This is a genomic window from Knoellia sp. LjRoot47, from assembly GCF_964253435.1.
In the GTDB taxonomy this organism is placed as follows: Bacteria; Actinomycetota; Actinomycetes; order Actinomycetales; family Dermatophilaceae; genus Knoellia.
On the sequence record NZ_CAXUQS020000002.1, the window covers coordinates 219,664 to 236,033 of the forward strand.

17 protein-coding genes are annotated in these 16,370 nt (G+C 72.6%); 6 read left to right on the forward strand and 11 right to left on the reverse strand.

All coding sequences use genetic code 11. The annotated features are described in order from the left end of the window. Positions 1-31: 31 nt before the first annotated feature. Genes ACSQ11_RS15760 through ACSQ11_RS15770 form a run of 3 tightly spaced genes read right to left on the reverse strand, consistent with a single transcriptional unit; the run spans position 32 to position 2,800 of the window. Complete coding sequence (locus tag ACSQ11_RS15760) at positions 32-778, reverse strand: response regulator (RefSeq protein WP_436007220.1); 747 nt, start codon at positions 776-778, stop codon at positions 32-34. After that, positions 775-1,989, reverse strand: a complete 1,215-nt coding sequence (gene macS / locus ACSQ11_RS15765; RefSeq protein WP_436007222.1) for a MacS family sensor histidine kinase — start codon at positions 1,987-1,989, stop codon at positions 775-777. Before macS ends, ACSQ11_RS15760 begins: the two co-directional genes overlap by 4 nt. Then, positions 1,964-2,800, reverse strand: a complete 837-nt coding sequence (locus tag ACSQ11_RS15770; protein ID WP_436007224.1) for a lysophospholipid acyltransferase family protein — start codon at positions 2,798-2,800, stop codon at positions 1,964-1,966. Before ACSQ11_RS15770 ends, macS begins: the two co-directional genes overlap by 26 nt. A 163-nt stretch (positions 2,801-2,963) precedes the next feature. Here ACSQ11_RS15770 and ACSQ11_RS15775 point away from each other — a divergent pair, with 163 nt between their 5' ends. Beyond that, a complete protein-coding gene (locus tag ACSQ11_RS15775) occupies positions 2,964-3,587 on the forward strand; it encodes a hypothetical protein (RefSeq protein ID WP_436007226.1) in 624 nt (207 codons plus the stop codon). Between the two features lie 245 nt (positions 3,588-3,832). Here ACSQ11_RS15775 and ACSQ11_RS15780 read toward each other — a convergent pair whose 3' ends face one another. Genes ACSQ11_RS15780 through ACSQ11_RS15800 form a run of 5 tightly spaced genes read right to left on the reverse strand, consistent with a single transcriptional unit; the run spans position 3,833 to position 7,888 of the window. After that, positions 3,833-4,741, reverse strand: a complete 909-nt coding sequence (locus tag ACSQ11_RS15780) for an endonuclease/exonuclease/phosphatase family protein (protein ID WP_436007228.1) — start codon at positions 4,739-4,741, stop codon at positions 3,833-3,835. A gap of 22 nt (positions 4,742-4,763) precedes the next feature. Beyond that, positions 4,764-5,726, reverse strand: coding sequence for an ROK family glucokinase (locus tag ACSQ11_RS15785; RefSeq protein ID WP_436007230.1), 963 nt, complete (start codon positions 5,724-5,726; stop codon positions 4,764-4,766). Further along, positions 5,723-6,127 carry a hypothetical protein gene (locus tag ACSQ11_RS15790; RefSeq protein WP_436007233.1) on the reverse strand — a complete coding sequence of 135 codons (405 nt, stop codon included), beginning with the start codon at positions 6,125-6,127 and terminating at the stop codon, positions 5,723-5,725. The genes ACSQ11_RS15785 and ACSQ11_RS15790 overlap by 4 nt, the downstream gene beginning before the upstream one ends. Continuing rightward, positions 6,117-7,388, reverse strand: coding sequence for an ArsA family ATPase (locus ACSQ11_RS15795; RefSeq protein WP_436007235.1), 1,272 nt, complete (start codon positions 7,386-7,388; stop codon positions 6,117-6,119). Before ACSQ11_RS15795 ends, ACSQ11_RS15790 begins: the two co-directional genes overlap by 11 nt. Positions 7,389-7,435: 47 nt before the next feature. Next, positions 7,436-7,888 (reverse strand): SRPBCC family protein, encoded by a 453-nt coding sequence (locus tag ACSQ11_RS15800; RefSeq protein ID WP_436007237.1) that lies wholly within the window; start codon positions 7,886-7,888, stop codon positions 7,436-7,438. A 123-nt stretch (positions 7,889-8,011) separates the two neighbouring features. Here ACSQ11_RS15800 and ACSQ11_RS15805 point away from each other — a divergent pair, with 123 nt between their 5' ends. Beyond that, positions 8,012-9,802, forward strand: coding sequence for an AMP-dependent synthetase/ligase (locus tag ACSQ11_RS15805; RefSeq protein ID WP_436007511.1), 1,791 nt, complete (start codon positions 8,012-8,014; stop codon positions 9,800-9,802). Next, entirely contained in the window at positions 9,774-11,195 is a 1,422-nt protein-coding gene (locus ACSQ11_RS15810; RefSeq protein WP_436007239.1) for a hypothetical protein, read from the forward strand. The genes ACSQ11_RS15805 and ACSQ11_RS15810 overlap by 29 nt, the downstream gene beginning before the upstream one ends. On the opposite strand, the gene ACSQ11_RS15815 is transcribed toward ACSQ11_RS15810, so the two are convergent. After that, entirely contained in the window at positions 11,146-12,183 is a 1,038-nt protein-coding gene (locus ACSQ11_RS15815; protein WP_436007241.1) for a hypothetical protein, read from the reverse strand. The two genes, ACSQ11_RS15810 and ACSQ11_RS15815, sit on opposite strands and share 50 nt — an antisense overlap. A gap of 23 nt (positions 12,184-12,206) precedes the next feature. Continuing rightward, positions 12,207-12,464: a hypothetical protein gene (locus tag ACSQ11_RS15820; protein WP_436007243.1), complete on the reverse strand. Its 258-nt coding sequence runs from the start codon at positions 12,462-12,464 to the stop codon at positions 12,207-12,209. A 117-nt stretch (positions 12,465-12,581) separates the two neighbouring features. On the opposite strand from ACSQ11_RS15820, the gene ACSQ11_RS15825 reads away from it, so the two are divergent. From ACSQ11_RS15825 to ACSQ11_RS15835, 3 genes are all read left to right on the forward strand, one after another. Continuing rightward, entirely contained in the window at positions 12,582-14,297 is a 1,716-nt protein-coding gene (locus tag ACSQ11_RS15825) for a DEDD exonuclease domain-containing protein (RefSeq protein ID WP_436007245.1), read from the forward strand. Positions 14,298-14,368: 71 nt separating this feature from the next. Continuing rightward, entirely contained in the window at positions 14,369-14,860 is a 492-nt protein-coding gene (locus ACSQ11_RS15830) for a cupin domain-containing protein (protein ID WP_436007247.1), read from the forward strand. Positions 14,861-14,879: 19 nt separating this feature from the next. Further along, positions 14,880-15,158 carry an Lrp/AsnC family transcriptional regulator gene (locus tag ACSQ11_RS15835; RefSeq protein ID WP_436007249.1) on the forward strand — a complete coding sequence of 93 codons (279 nt, stop codon included), beginning with the start codon at positions 14,880-14,882 and terminating at the stop codon, positions 15,156-15,158. A 140-nt stretch (positions 15,159-15,298) separates the two neighbouring features. Here the strand turns inward: ACSQ11_RS15835 and trpD are convergent, their stop codons facing one another. Continuing rightward, the gene (gene trpD, locus ACSQ11_RS15840) at positions 15,299-16,366 is read right to left on the reverse strand and encodes an anthranilate phosphoribosyltransferase (RefSeq protein ID WP_436007251.1); all 1,068 of its coding nucleotides are present in this window, start codon (positions 16,364-16,366) and stop codon (positions 15,299-15,301) included. Positions 16,367-16,370 lie beyond the last annotated feature (4 nt).

The window sequence follows — 16,370 nt, forward strand, 5'->3', positions numbered from 1 at the left end:
CGTGATGTGGCCTGCGGCGCCCGTATGCCGGTCAGCCGCCGGTGCCGCCCGGCGCGTCCTCGAGCCCTCGCGCGAGCGCGAAGCGGACGAGCTCGACGCGGTTGTGGAGGTGAAGCTTGCCGAGCGTGTTCTGGACGTGGTTCTGGACGGTGCGGTGCGACAGGACGAGCTCGGCGGCGATCTCCTTGTAGGACATGCCGGTCGCGACGAGGCGCAGGACCTCGGTCTCGCGGTCGGTGAGCTCGGGGATCGGGCGGTTCGTGGGCGCCGGAGTCGCGTCGGCCCCGTCGTCGCCCGCGGCCATCCGCCGGAACTCCCCCAGCACGAGGCCCGCAAGACCGGGAGTGAAGACCGCCTCGCCCCGCGCCGTCGCGGCCACGGCGTCGACGATCTCCTGTCCCGAGGCCGACTTCACGAGGTAGCCGGTCGCACCGGCCTTGATCGCGGCGAGGACGTCGAGCTGCTCTCCGCTCGCGGAGAGGATGAGGACGCGGGTCTCGAGGTCGCCGAGCGCCCGGCACACCTCGTCGCCGCGCAGTCCGGGGAGGTTGAGGTCGAGGACGAGGACGTCGGGTCGGGTCGCCCGGGCCCGGCGCACCGTCGACGGCCCGTCGGCGGCGGTCGCGACGACGTCGAGCCCGGCCTGCGCGAGGTCGCGCTCGAGCGCGCCCAGCCACAACGGGTGGTCGTCGGCGACGAGCACCCGCGTCCGCACGGAGGCACCGCCGTCGGCCGTCGCACCGTCGTGTGGGGTCGTGGCGGGTCGGTGGTCGGTCATGCGGTCTCCTCGCGGGGAACGGTGATGACGACCCGGCAGCCGGCGCCGGGTCGGGTGATGACGTCGGTGGTCCCGCCGAGGTCGCGCACACGCCCGACGATCGACTGGCTCATGCCGAGCCGGCCCCGCTCGGAGGCCGAGAGCAGGTGGGCCGGCTCGACGCCGACCCCGTTGTCGCGCACGGTCACGGTGACGGTGTCGCCGTGGTCCTCGAGGAGCAGCCAGGCCCGCGCGTCGTCGCCGGCGTGCCTCGTGACGTTGTCGAGGGCGGCGGCGACGGCCGCGTCGAGCTCCTCCGCCCGGGCCTGCTCCAGCGGCACGGGGCCGCCGGGCAGCGAGACGCTCACCCGTTCGCCTTCATGGGCACCGAGGAGCTGGCGCAGGTCGCGCCGGATCTCGCCCTCGACCGAGGCCGCGAGCCGGGGCCCGAGAACCTCCTGCGACACGAGCCGCCTCAGCGCGCGCTCCTGGTCGGCGGCGAGCGCACCGAGCTCGGCGCCCTGTCCGCCGATCTCGTCACCACGGCGGTGGATGAAGGCCAGCGTCTGCAGGACGCCGTCGTGGACGACGCGCGCCAGCCGCTCGCGTTCGCGGAGGCGCTCGCGCTCGGCCACCACCTGCTCGTAGCGGTGCAGCCCGGCGCGGCCGAGGTCGACGGCGAGCCCGATGAGACCACCGAGGAGGAAGAGCAGGAGGATGTTGTGCCAGGTGCCGCCGTTCGGCGTGCCGATCTCGACGAGGTCGGCGACGGCGATGATGCCCGCGACGACCAGCCCGCCCTGGCGACCGTGGAGGACCGCGGCGCCGACGACGCCTCCAGCGGCCCACATCGTCGGCAGCGTCAACGTACCCGCGGCGACGTCCTCGGGATGGTCGGCGAGGAGCGTGGCGAAGATCCCACCCACCGCGAGCGCGACCTCGATCGCGAGCAGCCACGTGGTGCGGCGCCGGAAGACGAGCAGCAGCAGGCTGAACCCCATGAGCACGGCGATGACGGTGAACGCCACCCACGGGCGGAGCATGTTCTCGTAGCGACCCCAGACGAGCACCCCGGCATACAGGGCCGCCATCGGGCGGAACCAGTCGAGCCCGCGCGAGAACGCCTCGACGATGACCGGCTCGGTGCGGCCCGTGCGCACCGAGGTGTCGACGATGCCGAAGAGCGCCCCCCGGCGCCCCGAGGACTCAGCCGGCACGCTGCTCGTCGGCACCCCGGGTCCCGTCGGTGGTCTCGGGTGCGCCCTCGGGGGCGCTCTCGGCGGCGTCGAGCTCGCGCTCGAGCTCGTCGACGGCGCGGCCGGGCTTGGCGGCCTCGGCCTGCTCTCGCTGGAGGATCCGCTTGGCCCGGGTCATCCGGTCCTTCATCGACCCGGCATACATGTCGACGTACTCCTGGCCCGAGAGCTCCATGAGGGCGTACATCACCTCGTCGGTGATCGAGCGCAGGACGAAACGGTCGTCCTCCATGCCCTTGTAGCGGGAGAAGTCCAGCGGCTTGCCGATGCGCACACCGACCCGCATGACCTTGGGGATGACCTTGCCCGTCGGTTGGGCCTTGTCGGTGTCGATCATCGCGACGGGGATGACGGGGACCCCGGCCTCGAGGGCCATCCGGGCCACACCCGTCTTGCCCTTGTAGAGGCGGCCGTCGGGCGAGCGGGTCCCCTCGGGGTAGAGGCCGAGGAGCTCACCGCGGCGCAGGATCCGCAGACCCGAGTTGAGGGCGGCCTCGCTTGCCTTGCCGCCCGAGCGGTCGACCGGGACCTGCCCGACGCCCTTGAAGAACGCAGCCGTGAGGCGTCCCTTGAGACCCACCCCGGTGAAGTAGTCGGCCTTGGCCAAAAACGTCATGCGCCGGGGAACGACGAGCGGCAGGAAGATCGAGTCGGAGAACGAGAGGTGGTTGCTGGCGAAGATGGCGGCGCCGTCCTCGGGGATGTTCTCCTCGCCGTCGACCCATGGCCGGAACAGGATCCGCAGGATCGGTCCCAGGAACACGGTCTTGAGCACCCAGTAGAACACCAATGTCCCTTCCGTCGATTCGCCATGACTCTAGTGCACGACCCGCGGCGTCCCGCCGGACTAAACAGGACCCGGCGCGCGTTGCCGATGACGTTCGGGTCACCGGCGACTCCTGCCGTGGGACCATGTGTGCAGTTCGTCCCAGAGACCCGTGAGGCCACCCATGAACGACCGTGACATCGATGCGGAGTTCGACGCGATCGTCGCCCACTGGGACGACGACGCCGCGACACCGCCACCGCCACGGACCGTCCAGGACATCACCGCGGCGTATGCCGTCCTGTCCCGTCCCGAGACCGACCCGGGTGACGCCGTGGCAGGCTCCGAGGACGAGCCCGAGACCGACACCGAGTCCGGTGACGACGCCCGGTCGGGGCAGGCTCCGGCGGACACTGCCGGGCCCAAGCCCGCGCCGCAGGCGTGGCCTCTGACGGCGCCGTCCGCTCCCGCAGGACCCCGGCCCGAGGTGACCCCGGACGCCTCGGACAGTGCCGAGCCCGAGGCCGAGGCGTGGCGCCAGGGCCCGAGCACCGCCGACGAGGACGACCACTTCGAGCCGCCGGCCGTCACGCTTCCCCCGGGTGAGGACCTCGGATACTGGGGCGCGCTCCTCGGACTCATCGGCGGGCCGCTCCTCCTGCTCTGGGTGGTCGTGTCGCAGCCGTTCTACGCCGGCTGGTGGACCCTTGGGGCCATCCTCCTGTTCTTCGGTGGCTTCGCGCTGCTCGTCATGCGCGACCCGAGCGACAGAGACCCCTGGAGCGACGACGACGGCGCCCGCGTCTGACCGATGCCCCGACGGCTCCGGCGGCGGGCGCGCGGGCGCGTCGCCCACCGCAGCGGTGGGGGCCGCCGATCTCGGTGACCTCACCCGCCCCACTGTCGGGTCCTGCCCGCACGGGCACGTCGATCTCGCCCGGATGCGTCGACATGGCGCCTCAACGCCGCGAGGTCGACATGCGGCTGCGAGGTCGACCCGACGGTGGGACCGTCCGGGACGTGCGCCGGTCCGGACCCGCGACAGGCCGGAGCTCAGTCGGGGCGCGCCGCCCGATCGGCCCCGGACCCGGATCCAGGCGCGGATCCGGATCCAGGCGCCGAGCCGGATCCAGGCGCGGACTCGGGCTCGAGCACGGCGGGCGCCCGATCGGCCCCTGACACCGCGGCGCTGTCGGCGGCCTCCGCCTCGGCCTCCTGCACCATCTCGTCGGTGACCGACTCGCTCGCTCGCGCGGAGGCCTCGTCGGCGCGCTCCTGGACGTCCGTGGGCTCGCCGAGGCGGATGTCGACCCAGGTGGGGCGGTGGTCGCTCCCCGCGACGAGGTCGGCTTCGGGGAGGTCGAGCTCCACGTGCGGCTCGACCTGCAGGCCGGCCGACGCGAAGATCACGTCGAGCACCTTGCGCGGACGGGCGGCGGGGAAGGTCGGCGTCATCGGCGACACGGGACGCATCACCCCGGCGAACGCCTTCCAGGCCTGGCCCGACTCGTTCTCGTTGAGGTCACCGGCGAGGACGACCTCACCACCGACGTTGACGGCCTGGAGGATCACCCGGGCGTGGGCCGCGCGCTCGCGGGCGTCGAGGCTGAGGTGGACGCTCGCGACGGCGATCGGCTCGCGACCGGGCGCCGCGACCCGAGCGAGCGCGAAACCGCGCGTCCGCTGGAGGAAGGCCACGCGCAGCCGCTGGTGACGCGACTCGACGACGTCGACCCGCAGCGACGTGAAGATCGTCGTCCCGCCGCTCCCCCGGTGCCGCCCGGACCAGGACATCCCGCAGTCGCGGGCGAAGTTCGCCACGCGCCGCGTGGAGAACAGCCGACGCGGCACCTCCTGCAGGCAGAGCACGTCCGGGTCGATGGCCCGCACGACGCGCGCCGCGGCATACGGGTCCTCGAGGAAGTCGCGGGTGTTGTAGCTCGCGACCCTGATGGTCGTCACGTCCTGCCCGCCACGACCGGCGTCACGCAGACGACTCGTTGCGGGCCAGGTCGGCGGCGCCGATGAGCCCCGCCTCGTTGCCCAACCGGGCCGCGACGATCTGCGCCTCGGGGCGGTAACCACGTCCGGTGAGCCGACGGCGGAAGTTCTCACGTGCCGGGCCGAGCAGCAGCTCGCCGGCCGCGGACACGCCACCGCCGATGACGAAGGTGCCGGGGTCGAACGCTGCCGCGAGGTTGGCGATGCCGATGCCGAGCCAGTGGCCGATCTCGGCGAGCAGCTCCGTGGCGGTGGCGTCACCGTCGCGGGCGGCCTCGGTGACGATCGGACCGGTGAGCTCGTCAGCACGGCCGTCGACGCGGGCGGCGAGATCGGTGGCGACCGGCGAGTTCGCGAGGATCATCGCCCGCGCCTCGCGAACGAGCGCGTTGCCCGAGGCGTACTGCTCCCAGCAGCCCCGGTTGCCGCACTCGCAGCGCTGGCCCTCGGGCACGACCTGCATGTGCCCGAACTCGCCCGCGATGCCGTAGCGGCCACGGATGAGCTCGCCGTGCATGAGGATCGCACCGCCGATGCCGGTGCCGAGGTTGACCATGACGACGTCGGACTCGCCCTGCGCCGCGCCGAATCGCCACTCCGCCCAGCACGCAGCGTTGGCGTCGTTCTCGACGAGGATCGGCGTGTCGATGCGCTTGCTCAGCGCGTCGCGCAGCGGCTCGTGGCGCCACGACAGGTGGGGGGCGAAGACGACGGTGGCACGGTCGGCGGCGACGAACCCCGCCGCGCCGATGCCGACCGCGGCGACGTCCGGCCGCTGCGAGCGCAGCTCCTCGACGACGTCGACGATCGTGTCCTCGACGACACGGGGGCGCTTGGACCGGTGGGGCGTGTCACGGCGGGCGCGGACGAGGACGTTGCCCTCCTCGTCGACGACGCCCCCGGCGACCTTGGTCCCGCCGATGTCGATGCCGATGGCCAGGCTCACGGGGTGTCCTCCTCGTCGACGACGGTGATCGGTTCGGTGCGAGGCGTGCGGTCGGGGGTCGCGGGCCGCTGCGCCGCGCCCGGACCGGACGACTCCGTATGCCGGGTGGCTAGGTCCGCGAGCAGCGTCGCCGCCGTGGTCGCGAGGTCGGCGAGCCGGCCCAGGGTTTCGGGGCTCACCCCGCGCAGCGCCGACACCGAGCGGCACACCGGGCACCACGTGCACGTCTCGGCGTCGCCCATCGCCACATGGACGTGCTCGCCGCCGTCCGCACCCGGCGCGGCGTCCGGGCTCGGGGTCTCGTCCGGCCGGGACTGCGGGCGTCCCAGGGCCTCGAGCAGCCGTGCTGCCTCCTCGGCCACGGAACCCACTGCGGCGTCGAGTCGCGCGTCAGCGTCCACGGGGCCACACCTCCTCATCACGAACGAAGCGCACCCGGAGCTCTCCGGAGCGCACCCCAGCATTCTTGACGATGCAGCGCCGGAGCACCGAGGGCAACGCGATGACCCTGCGCACACCACCCACGTCGACGACGAGGTCGTCGGCCCGCCGGGCGAGCTCGACGTCGCCCGACCGCGCGAGCGGCAGGGGCAGGACGAGCACGAACTCGTCGCCGTCGGCCTCGACCTGAAGGCCAGCCATGCGGACCGGTGCGTCGATCGGGGCGAGCTCTCCGTCGAGCGCCGTCGTCTGCCCGGCGAGGTCCGCGAGCGCGTCGGCGCCGGTCGGTTCGCCGGCAAGGTAGGGCGCGACCAGGACGGGTGTGCCGTGGAACGACGAGGTGATCGTCGCGAGCCCGGCGGACTGCGCGGCGTTCCACGCGGCCCGCCACGGGTCGTCGTCGACGGGGATGACGCGGTTCACGACGACCGCGTCGACGGCATACCCGTGCAGTGACAGCGAGGTGAGGATGCGACGGGCCTCGGCGATGACGACGTTCTCGGGGGTGAGGACGATGCGGACGCTCGCGCGCTCGGAGGTGAGGAGGGCGCGGACGTTTGCCATGTGGGCGCGCCACGTCGTGACGACGTCGAGGACGTCACCGTCGGGCAGGGGCAGCCCGGCGGCCCGCGCCGCGGCGGGACGCATCGCGGTGAGCAGCCGGCGCTGGGCGGGCAGCAGCCGGTCGAGGTGCCAGCCGAGCACCTCGGGCAGGGCGAGGAGCCGCAGGGTCTCGGCCGTCGGGGCGCAGTCGACGACGATGACGTCCCACCGGCCGCTCGTGGCGTGGTGCCCGAGCGTGAGCAGGGCGCTGATCTCGTCGGCTCCCGGAAGGGCCGTGAGCTCCTCGGCCACCACGGGGTCGACCCCGACCGAGTCGAGGACCGTGAGGAGGTAGTCGCGCAGGGTCCCCCAGTCGGCGGCGACGCTCGTGCGTGACCCGACCGCCTGGGCATGGAGGCGCTCCTCGACCGGCAGCGTCTGCTCCCACGTCGGGGAGGTGCGCAGGTCGACGTCGAGGGCGTCGCCGAGGCTGTGCGCCACGTCGGTCGACATCACGAGGGTGCGGCGGCCGGCGCGGGCCGACTCGACGGCCAGTGCGGCGGCGGTCGTCGTCTTGCCGACACCACCCTTGCCGGTGACGAGGACGACGCGGGGACGCGTCACCGTGTCTGGCCCGTCGTGATCGGGGCTGACGGTGGGGTCGGAGACGTCGGACACGACGGACACGTCCGGGGGGACGTCGGCGTCAGCGGGGTCGGTGGCGCTCAGGCGAGGGACTCGACGCGCTTCTTGAGCTCCTTGAGAGCCGTGTCGATGATGAGCTTCTCCGCCTTGCGCTTGAGCATCCCGATCATCGGGATCTTCACGTCGACGGCAAGGGCGTAGTCCACCTTCGTGCCGCCGTCGGCCGAGGTGAGCGTGTAGGAGCCGTCGAGCGCCTTGAGCACCCCGGCCCGCACGAGCTTCCACGAGACGAGGCCCGAACCGTCCTCGGCGATCCCGTCCCAGTCGTACTCGAGGACGTAGGTGTCCTTGACCGCGCCGGCGTCGAGGACGTACTCGACCTGGTCGGCCCACCCGTCGCCGTCCTCGCTGAGGATGCTCACGCTCTTGACCTGCTCGGCCCAGTCCGGATAGGCCTCGAAGTCGGCGATGACGTCGAGCACGGCGCCCGGCTCGGCCGCGATGGAGATGGAGGAGGACGTGCTTTCTGTCATGGGCGCAGGCTACCCAACACCCCCTACCCCTAGGATCGGGCCACGGCAGATGTCGCATCGGCCGGACAACCACTGGTGACCACGCCCGACGATGTCGTCGATCGGTCGGTGAAGGAGAGCACGTTGCACGAGAAGTCCACTCCCGCACTCGCCCCCGCCACCACCGAGGGCAGCCTGGCCGACCTGCCGGCCCGGCACCGACGCGACAACCCCACCAGGGCCGCGTTCGCGGTGCGGTCGGGCACCGGCTGGAGTGACGTGTCGGCCAAGGACTTCGCCGACCAGGTCGAAGCCCTCGCCAAGGGCTTCCTCGCCGCGGGCGTCGCCCCCGGCAGCGCCGTCGGCATCATGAGCCGCACCCGCTACGAGTGGACCCTCACCGACTTCGCCCTGTGGACCGCGGGCGCCATTCCCGTGCCGATCTACGAGACCTCCTCCCCCGACCAGGTCGAGTGGATCCTCAAGGACTCCGGCGCCGTCGGCGTCGTCCTCGAGACCGAGAAGCACAAGAGCGCGCTCGTCGGTGTCTCCGGCAACCTGCCCACGCTCGAGCACAGCTGGGTCATCGACAACGGCGACCTCGACACGCTCGCCTCGTCCGGTGCGGCCACCGACGACGCCGCGCTCGAGGCCGCCCGAGCCGACGTCGACCGCACCTCGACCGCGACGATCATCTACACGTCCGGCACCACCGGCCGCCCCAAGGGGGTCGAGCTCACCCATGGCAACTTCCTCGACCTCACCGAGAACACCGTCGAGAAGCTCAAGGACGTCGTCGCCAGCGAGGGCGCCTCGACCCTGCTCTTCCTCCCGCTGGCCCACGTCTTCGCCCGGTTCATCGAGGTGCTCTGCGTCGCCTCGGGCGCTCGGATGGCGCACTCGGCGGACATCAAGACGCTGCTCGACGACTTCGCGTCCTACCAGCCGACGTTCATCCTCGCGGTCCCGCGCGTCTTCGAGAAGGTCTACAACTCCGCCGAGGCCAAGGCCGTCGCCGGCGGCAAGGGCAACATCTTCGCCAAGGCCGCCGACACCGCCATCGCGTGGTCCGAGGCCAACGAGGCCGGCTCGGTCGGCTTCGGGCTCCGCGCCAAGCACGCCGTCTTCGACAAGCTCGTCTACGGCAAGCTGCGCGACGCCATGGGCGGCAAGGTCCAGTACGCCGTGTCCGGCGGCGCCCCGCTCGGCACCCGCCTCGGCCACTTCTTCCGCGGCATCGGCGTGACGATCCTCGAGGGCTACGGCCTCACCGAGACCACGGCCCCGATCACCGTCAACCTGCCCGAGCGGCTCAAGGTCGGCACGGTCGGCCCGCCACTGCCCGGCACGACGGTCCGCATCGGCGAGGACGGCGAGATCCTCGTCAAGGGCGTCAACGTCTTCAAGACCTACCGCAACAACCCCGACGCCTCCGCCGAGGCCATCCGCGACGGATGGTTCCACACCGGCGACATCGGCGAGCTCGACGAGGACGGCTACCTCAAGATCACCGGTCGCAAGAAGGAGATCCTCGTGACCGCCGGCGGCAAGAACGTCGCGCCCGCCGTCCTCGAGGACCGTCTCCGCTCGCACCCGCTCGTGTCCCAGTGCATCGTCGTCGGTGACCAGAAGCCGTTCATCGCGGCGCTGCTCACGCTCGACGAGGAGATGCTCCCCATGTGGGCGAGCAACCACGGCCTCGAGGGGATCACCGCCGCCAAGGCGCGCACCGACGAGACCGTCCTCGCCGAGCTCCAGAAGGCCGTCGACGAGGCCAACGCCGCCGTCTCCAAGGCCGAGTCGATCCGCAAGTTCGCCGTGCTCGAGGCCGACTTCACCGAAGAGTCGGGTCACCTCACGCCGTCGCTCAAGCTCAAGCGCAACGTCGTGATGCGCGACTTCGCGGATGAGGTCGATGCGCTCTACGGCGGCTGACCCCACCTCCCCCTCGAACCGCCCTCCCGGCCCCACCCGTACGACGACGGGGTATGCCGTCGTCGTCCTGGCCCTGCTCTGGCTCGCCTGCCTCGGCATGCTCCAGTGGAGCGTCGTCCGGTTCCGCCTGCCGATCGTGCTCACCCTCACGGCGGGCGCCGTCGGCCTCGCCGTCTGGCTGTGGCGGCGCACCGAGATCCGTTGCGCCCCAATGTGGCTCGCGCCGGTCGTGCTCGTCGCGTCGGTCGCGACCACCTGGGCCGTGCCGCTCTTCAGCTACCTGCGGGGTGGCTCGCTCACGGCGGCGCTGGCCACCCTGTCGGTCGTCGGCATCGGCGCGGCGGGCCTGCTCGCGCAGCCGACAGCGGCAGGGGCGCGGACGGCATACGGGCTCGCGGTGCTCGGCCACGTCGTCACCGCCGCGATCGCGACGATCGGTGACCCCGCTCCGAGGATCGACGTCTGGGTGACGCTGCAGCAGGCCAGCGACGCGCTCGCCCGCGGCGAGAACTTCTACGACATGAGCTGGACCGACTCCCCCGGCATCCAGGACGCCTTCACCTACCTGCCGTGGACGACCGTGCTCCTGGCACCCGGTCGCTGGCTCGGCGGCGACGTGCGGTGGGCGATCGCGTTCTGGTCGGTCGTCCTCTTCGTGGGGGTCTGGGCGCTCGCGCGGCCGCGACCCGGTGACGCGCCCACGAGTGCGCGAGCGACCGCGCTCCGGGCCGCCGTCCCCGTCACCGCCCTCGTCGTCGCTCCCGGCACCCTCACCCAGATCGACCAGGCCTGGACCGAGCCGCTGCTCGCCGCCGGCCTCGTGTGGTGGGCCGTCCTCGTGCGTCGCGGGCACGCGTGGTGGGCGGTCCTGCCGCTCGCGCTGGCCTGCGCGAGCAAGCAGCACCTCGCGCTGCTGCTGCCGCTGCTCCTGATGTGGCGGCCGTTCGGTCCCCGGCGGGCCGTGGCGACCGGCGCGCTCACCGGCGTGCTCATCGCGCCGTGGTTCCTCGCGTCACCGTCGGACTTCGTCCACGACACGGTGACGCTGCTCATCGGCTTCCACCCGATCCGGTTCGCGAACACGTGGTACCTCTACTTCCTCAACGAGCACGGCGTGACCCTGCCGTTCTGGGTCACCGGGCTCGTCGTCCTCGGCGCCCTCGGTGTCGCCGCGTGGCTCGTCGCTCGGCGCCAGCCGGAGGTCGACGAGCTGCTGCGGTGGTTCGCGTTCGTCCTGCTCGCGGCCAACCTCGTCAACAAGCAGGCGTTCTACAACCAGTACTGGCTCAGCGCGGCACTCGTCGCCATCTCGCTCGCCGTGCCGCCACGCGAGCGGGGCGAGGTCACTTCGGCGCGGCCAGCTGGTTCAGCTCCGACACCCACGCCCTCGTGAACGCGGCCCTGGTCGTGCCCAGCACCTCGACGAACGCCCGGTCGGTGGCGGCGTCGGCAGCGGCCGGTGAGCCCGTGACGGTCGACGCCTCGTAGAACTGCTGGAGCCGGGCCTCACCGTGGCGCCGGGCGACGAGGTCGACCGCGAGCCACGCCGCGAGGTAGCTCGGCGCGATCTCACCCTGGGCGGGGTCGAGGTCCCCCTGCGTCGGCAGGCGGGTGGGGCCGGTGCCGGCCGCGACCCGGTCGAGCAGGGGTGCGGCGAGGTCGGCGCGGCGACGGTCCGAGGCGGCGTAGCCCACGTGGTCGGCGTAGCCCTCGACGAGCCACAACGGCGCCGCGCCGGCGAGCGAGCCGCGGACGGCGACGTGGGTGCTCTCGTGCGTGAGGACGAACTGGCGCCCCTCGGGGGTGAGCCGGGCGAACGCGTCGGGGTTGAGGACGATCCGGTCACCGGTCGCCCGGCCGTCGGCACCGAGCGGGCCGTCGGTGATCGCCGCGACCTGACTGAGGTCGTCGGCCCGCCCGACCTGCTCGCGGAACGCCGTCGCGTCCTTGGGTGCGATGACCGTCACTTGCTCGGACCAGGGGCGCTTCCAGCGCTTCGTCACCTCGGCGACCGCCCGGTCCGCCATCGCGGCGTATGCCGTGAGCGTCCTGTCGTCCACCGTGCCGGTCACCGTGCTGGCACGTCCCCGGACGGTGCGGGCACCGGGCAGCGGCGTGGCGGGCTCGGCTCCGGCCGGGGGTGACGCGGCGAGGGTGGACGAGGCCTGCGGCGCCGGGGTGGCGGTCTCGGGGGCGGTCGGGGTCGTCACGGACACGCTCGGGGTGGGGAGGGAGGGGGTGCGGTCGCAGCCGGCGAGCAGGGCGAGCGCGGTGGCGCCCAGGACCACGACGACGACGCGGCGCACACGATCGGCACCTGAGATGCGCCGGGTGCGCGACGTGCTCCACGGCATACGCGTCGTCAGGTCGGTCGGGAGCACGGTCCCATCGTGTCAGGCGGGACTCAGCCGACCGCACGTCCGAGGGTGAAGGGCGCGCGCCGGGAGCGCACGGTCGCGGCCGACTCGGCGGTGATGAGGCCCGCGCGGACGCAGGCCGTGACGGCGGCGCGCTCGTCGGCGTCGAGCGGCAGGTCGGTGCCGAGCCCCATGGAGTCGGGGTCGACCATGGCGGTGACCATGCAGTCGCCGCAGTGGAGGTCTCGCACCGGGCAGCGCGCACAGACGATGGTCAGGCTGTCGGACGTCAGGTCGTGGGTCATGTCGTCACCTCTTTCTCGGGTTGCCACCACGCTAGGAGCCCGCACTGACAGCGCCTCCCGACCGCCGCGCCGGGCCGCCTCCGCAGGGCTGTCGGACCACGCACCTAGCCTCCTCGCATGCGGATGGTCCAGGGCACGCTCGACGACCTGGGCACCCCCCTGTCGGACGTGACGTTCGTCGTCGTCGACCTCGAGACCACCGGTGGTAGCCCGAGCGAGTGCGGCATCACCGAGATCGGTGCGGTCAAGGTGCGCGGCGGGGAGGTGCTCGGTGAGTTCCAGACGTTCGTCAACCCCGGCGAGCCGATCCCGGCGTTCATCTCCGTCCTCACCGGCATCACCGACGCGATGGTCCGCGATGCGCCGCGGGTCGAGCCGGCGCTCGTGGCGTTCCTCGAGTTCGCCGCCGGGTCCGTGCTCGTGGCCCACAACGCCGGCTTCGACATCTCGTTCCTCAAGGCCGCCTGCGCTCGCGCCGACCGCGACTGGCCGCGCTTCCCCGTCGTCGACACCGTCCACCTCGCCCGCCAGCTCGTGAGCCGTGACGAGGTGCCCAACCACCGGCTGGGCTCCCTCGCCCGGCTGTTCGGCGCGGCGGTCACCCCCGACCACCGGGCCCTGCACGACGCCCAGGCCACGGTCGACGTGCTCCACGGGCTCATCGCCCGGGTCGGGTCGCTCGGCGTGCACTCCCTCGAGGAGCTCAAGGCGTACTCCGCCAAGGTGCCCGCGGCGACTCGCCGCAAGCGCCACCTCGCCGACGGCCTGCCCGAGGCGCCGGGCGTCTACCTCTTCAAGGACGGCCAGGGCAGGGTCCTCTACGTCGGCACGTCGGTCTCGATCCGCACCCGGGTCCGCAGCTACTTCACCGCCTCGGAGCAGCGGCGGCGGATGTCCGAGATGGTGCGCATCGCCGAGTCGGTGACCCCCATCGTCTGTGCCACCGCACTCGAGGCCGAGGTGCGCGAGCTGCGGCTCATCGCCGAGCACAAGCCCCGCTACAACAAGCGCTCGCGCCACCCCGAGCGCACGTGGTGGGTCAAGCTCACCGTCGAGCCCTTCCCGCGGTTGTCGATCGTGCGCCACGTCGCCGACGACGGCACCCGCTACATCGGGCCGTTCGCCTCGCGCGGATCGGCCGACGACGCGGTCGCCGGGGTGCACGAGCTCCTGCCGCTGCGCCAGTGCCTCGAGCGGCTCTCGGCGACCAAGCCGCGCTCCCCGTGCGCGCTCGCCGACATGGGCCGGTGCGGTGCGCCCTGCACCGGTGCGCAGAGCGTCGAGGACTACGCCGAGGTCGTCGCCGAGGCCGTCGAGCTGCTCGCCGGCGATGCACGCCGGGCCGTCTCCACGTGGCGCGAGCGGATGGACCGCCTCGCCGAGCAGGAGCGCTTCGAGGACGCCGGCGTCGTGCGCGACCGGATGCTCAGCCTCGTGCGCGGCGCCTCCCGTGCCCAGCGTCTCGATCCCCTGGCCCGCACCGCCGAGCTCATCGCGGCGCGGCGCAGCGAGACCGGTGGCTGGGAGGTCATGTGCATCCGGCACGGCCGCCTCGCGGGCAGCACCGTGGCGCCACGCGGTGCCGACCCCATGCCCTACGTCGAGGCGCTGCGCGCCAGCGCCGAGGTGGTCACGGCAGGGCTCTCCCCCGCGACGGCGGCCACGCCCGAGGAGAGCGAACGCATCCTGCGGTGGCTCGACGCCCCCGGGGTGCGGCTCGTCGACATCGACGGCGAGTGGACCTGTCCCGTGGGTGGCGCGACGGGCGTCCGCCACGAGCTCGAGCCCATCGAGACCTCGCGTCGCCTCACGCCGGGCTTCCGCTCGGCCTAGCCTTGTGTCTCGCCGTCGGCGGTGACGCAGCGTCGCCGTGGAGTCGAGGCCGATCCCGAGGAGTGGGAACCATGTCCTATCCCCCGCGTCTGTACACCGGCGCGTCCGGCGAGAGGTCGGCGTGGGTCACGCCCGGCGACCGCGAGCCGGACCTCGTCTACCCCAACGGCAACCGCGTGCACTACGTCGCGCGCGGAGAGGCCACGGGCGGGCTGTTCGGCCTCTACCGGTGGGAGTTCGCCGGGCCACCGAGCGGTCCGGGTGCCCACTTCCACCGGACGATGTCGGAGTCGTTCTACGTCCTCGACGGGACGGTGACCGTCTACGACGGCAACGCCTGGGTCAAGGCGGGCTCCGGCGACTTCCTCCACGTCCCGCCGGGCGGCCTCCACGGCTTCCGCAACGAGGACGGTCCGGCGACGATGCTGCTGCACTTCGCCCCCGGCGCGCCGCGCGAGCCCTACTTCGAGGGGCTGGCCCGTCCGGGCGGCGTCGCCACCATGACCGACGACGAGCGCGACGAGTTCATGGCCCAGCACGACAACTTCTGGGTCGATGAGTGAGCCGACTACGCTGCGGAGCGTGATCACTGCCATCGTTCTCATCACTGCCGACGTCGACCGGATCCCCGAGGTGGCCCAGGAGGTCGCCGAGCTCGACGGCGTGAGCGAGGTCTACTCCGTCGCGGGTGACGCCGACCTCATCGCCATGGTGCGGGTCCGTGAGCACGACCAGCTCGCCAGCGTCATCGCCGACCGGCTCAACAAGGTCCAGGGCGTCACCGGTACGGCGACGCACATCGCCTTCCAGACCTACTCCAAGCACGACCTCGAGGCCGCCTTCAGCCTCGGTCTCGAGTAGCCCACCCCCGCCCCGCGCCTAAACTTTTGCTCCCCATGGGCACAGCTTGAGGGTCCGGAGGGAACATGTCCCTCCGGACCCTCAAGGTTCCCTCATGGGGAGCAAAAGCTGTGACGGGGCCGGACGCGGCTACGGGACGGTCAGGCGGACGCGACGTCGCGGCTCGCGGTGACCCACCGGTCGAGCTGAGCCGCCGCGGCACCGGCGTCGATCGTCTCGGCAGCGCGGGCGACACCGGCGCGGATCGCCTCGTGGACGTCGGCCGTCGAGGTCCCCGCGGCACCGGCGGCCACGGCCAGCGCCGTGCCGACGTTGAGCAGGACGGCGTCGCGCGCGGGACCCGCGTCGCCGGCGAAGACCCGCCGGGCCACCTCGGCATTCTCGTCGGCGAGCCCGCCCTTGATGCTGTCGATGGACGCGACCTCGAGACCCACGTCGGACGGGTGCACCGAGACCTCGGTGACGGCGCCGTCGCGCACCCAGAGGAGCGTGGTTGCACCGGCGATCGACATCTCGTCGAGCCCCTCGTCGCCGCGGAAGACCGCAGCGGTCGTGCCACGGTCCGCGAACACCCCTGCGATCACCGTGAGGAAACGGGCGTCCGCGACGCCGACCGCGGCATACGTCGGCTGTGCCGGGTTCGTCAGCGGCCCGAGGAGGTTGAACGCTGTGGCGACGCCGAGCTCGGCACGCGCGGGGCCGGCGAACCGCATCGACGGGTGGAAGGTTTGTGCGAAGCAGAAGGTGATGCCGGCGTCGAGGGCCACCTGGCGGACCTGATCGGGGGTCAAGGTGAGGTTGACCCCGAGGGACTCGAGGACGTCGGCGGAGCCCGACTTCGACGAGGCGGCCCGGTTGCCGTGCTTGACGACCCGCAGGCCGGTCGCGGCGATGACGACGGAGGACATCGTCGAGATGTTCACGGTGCCGAAGCGGTCACCGCCGGTGCCGACGATGTCGATGCTCTCGCCGGGCACGTCGATCCGGCGGGCGTGCTCGAGCATGACGTCGGCGAGACCGCGTACCTCGGCGACGGACTCGACCTTGGAGCGCAGTCCCACGAGGAAGCCGGCCACCTGGGCCACGCTCGCCTCGCCGCTCATGATCTGGTCCATGGCCCAGCGCGACTGCTCGAGCGAGAGGTCCTCGCGGTCGAGCAGCCGGTTCAGCAGGTCGGGCCACGTCGGGCCCGAAGGGTCCGTGGCCACCACG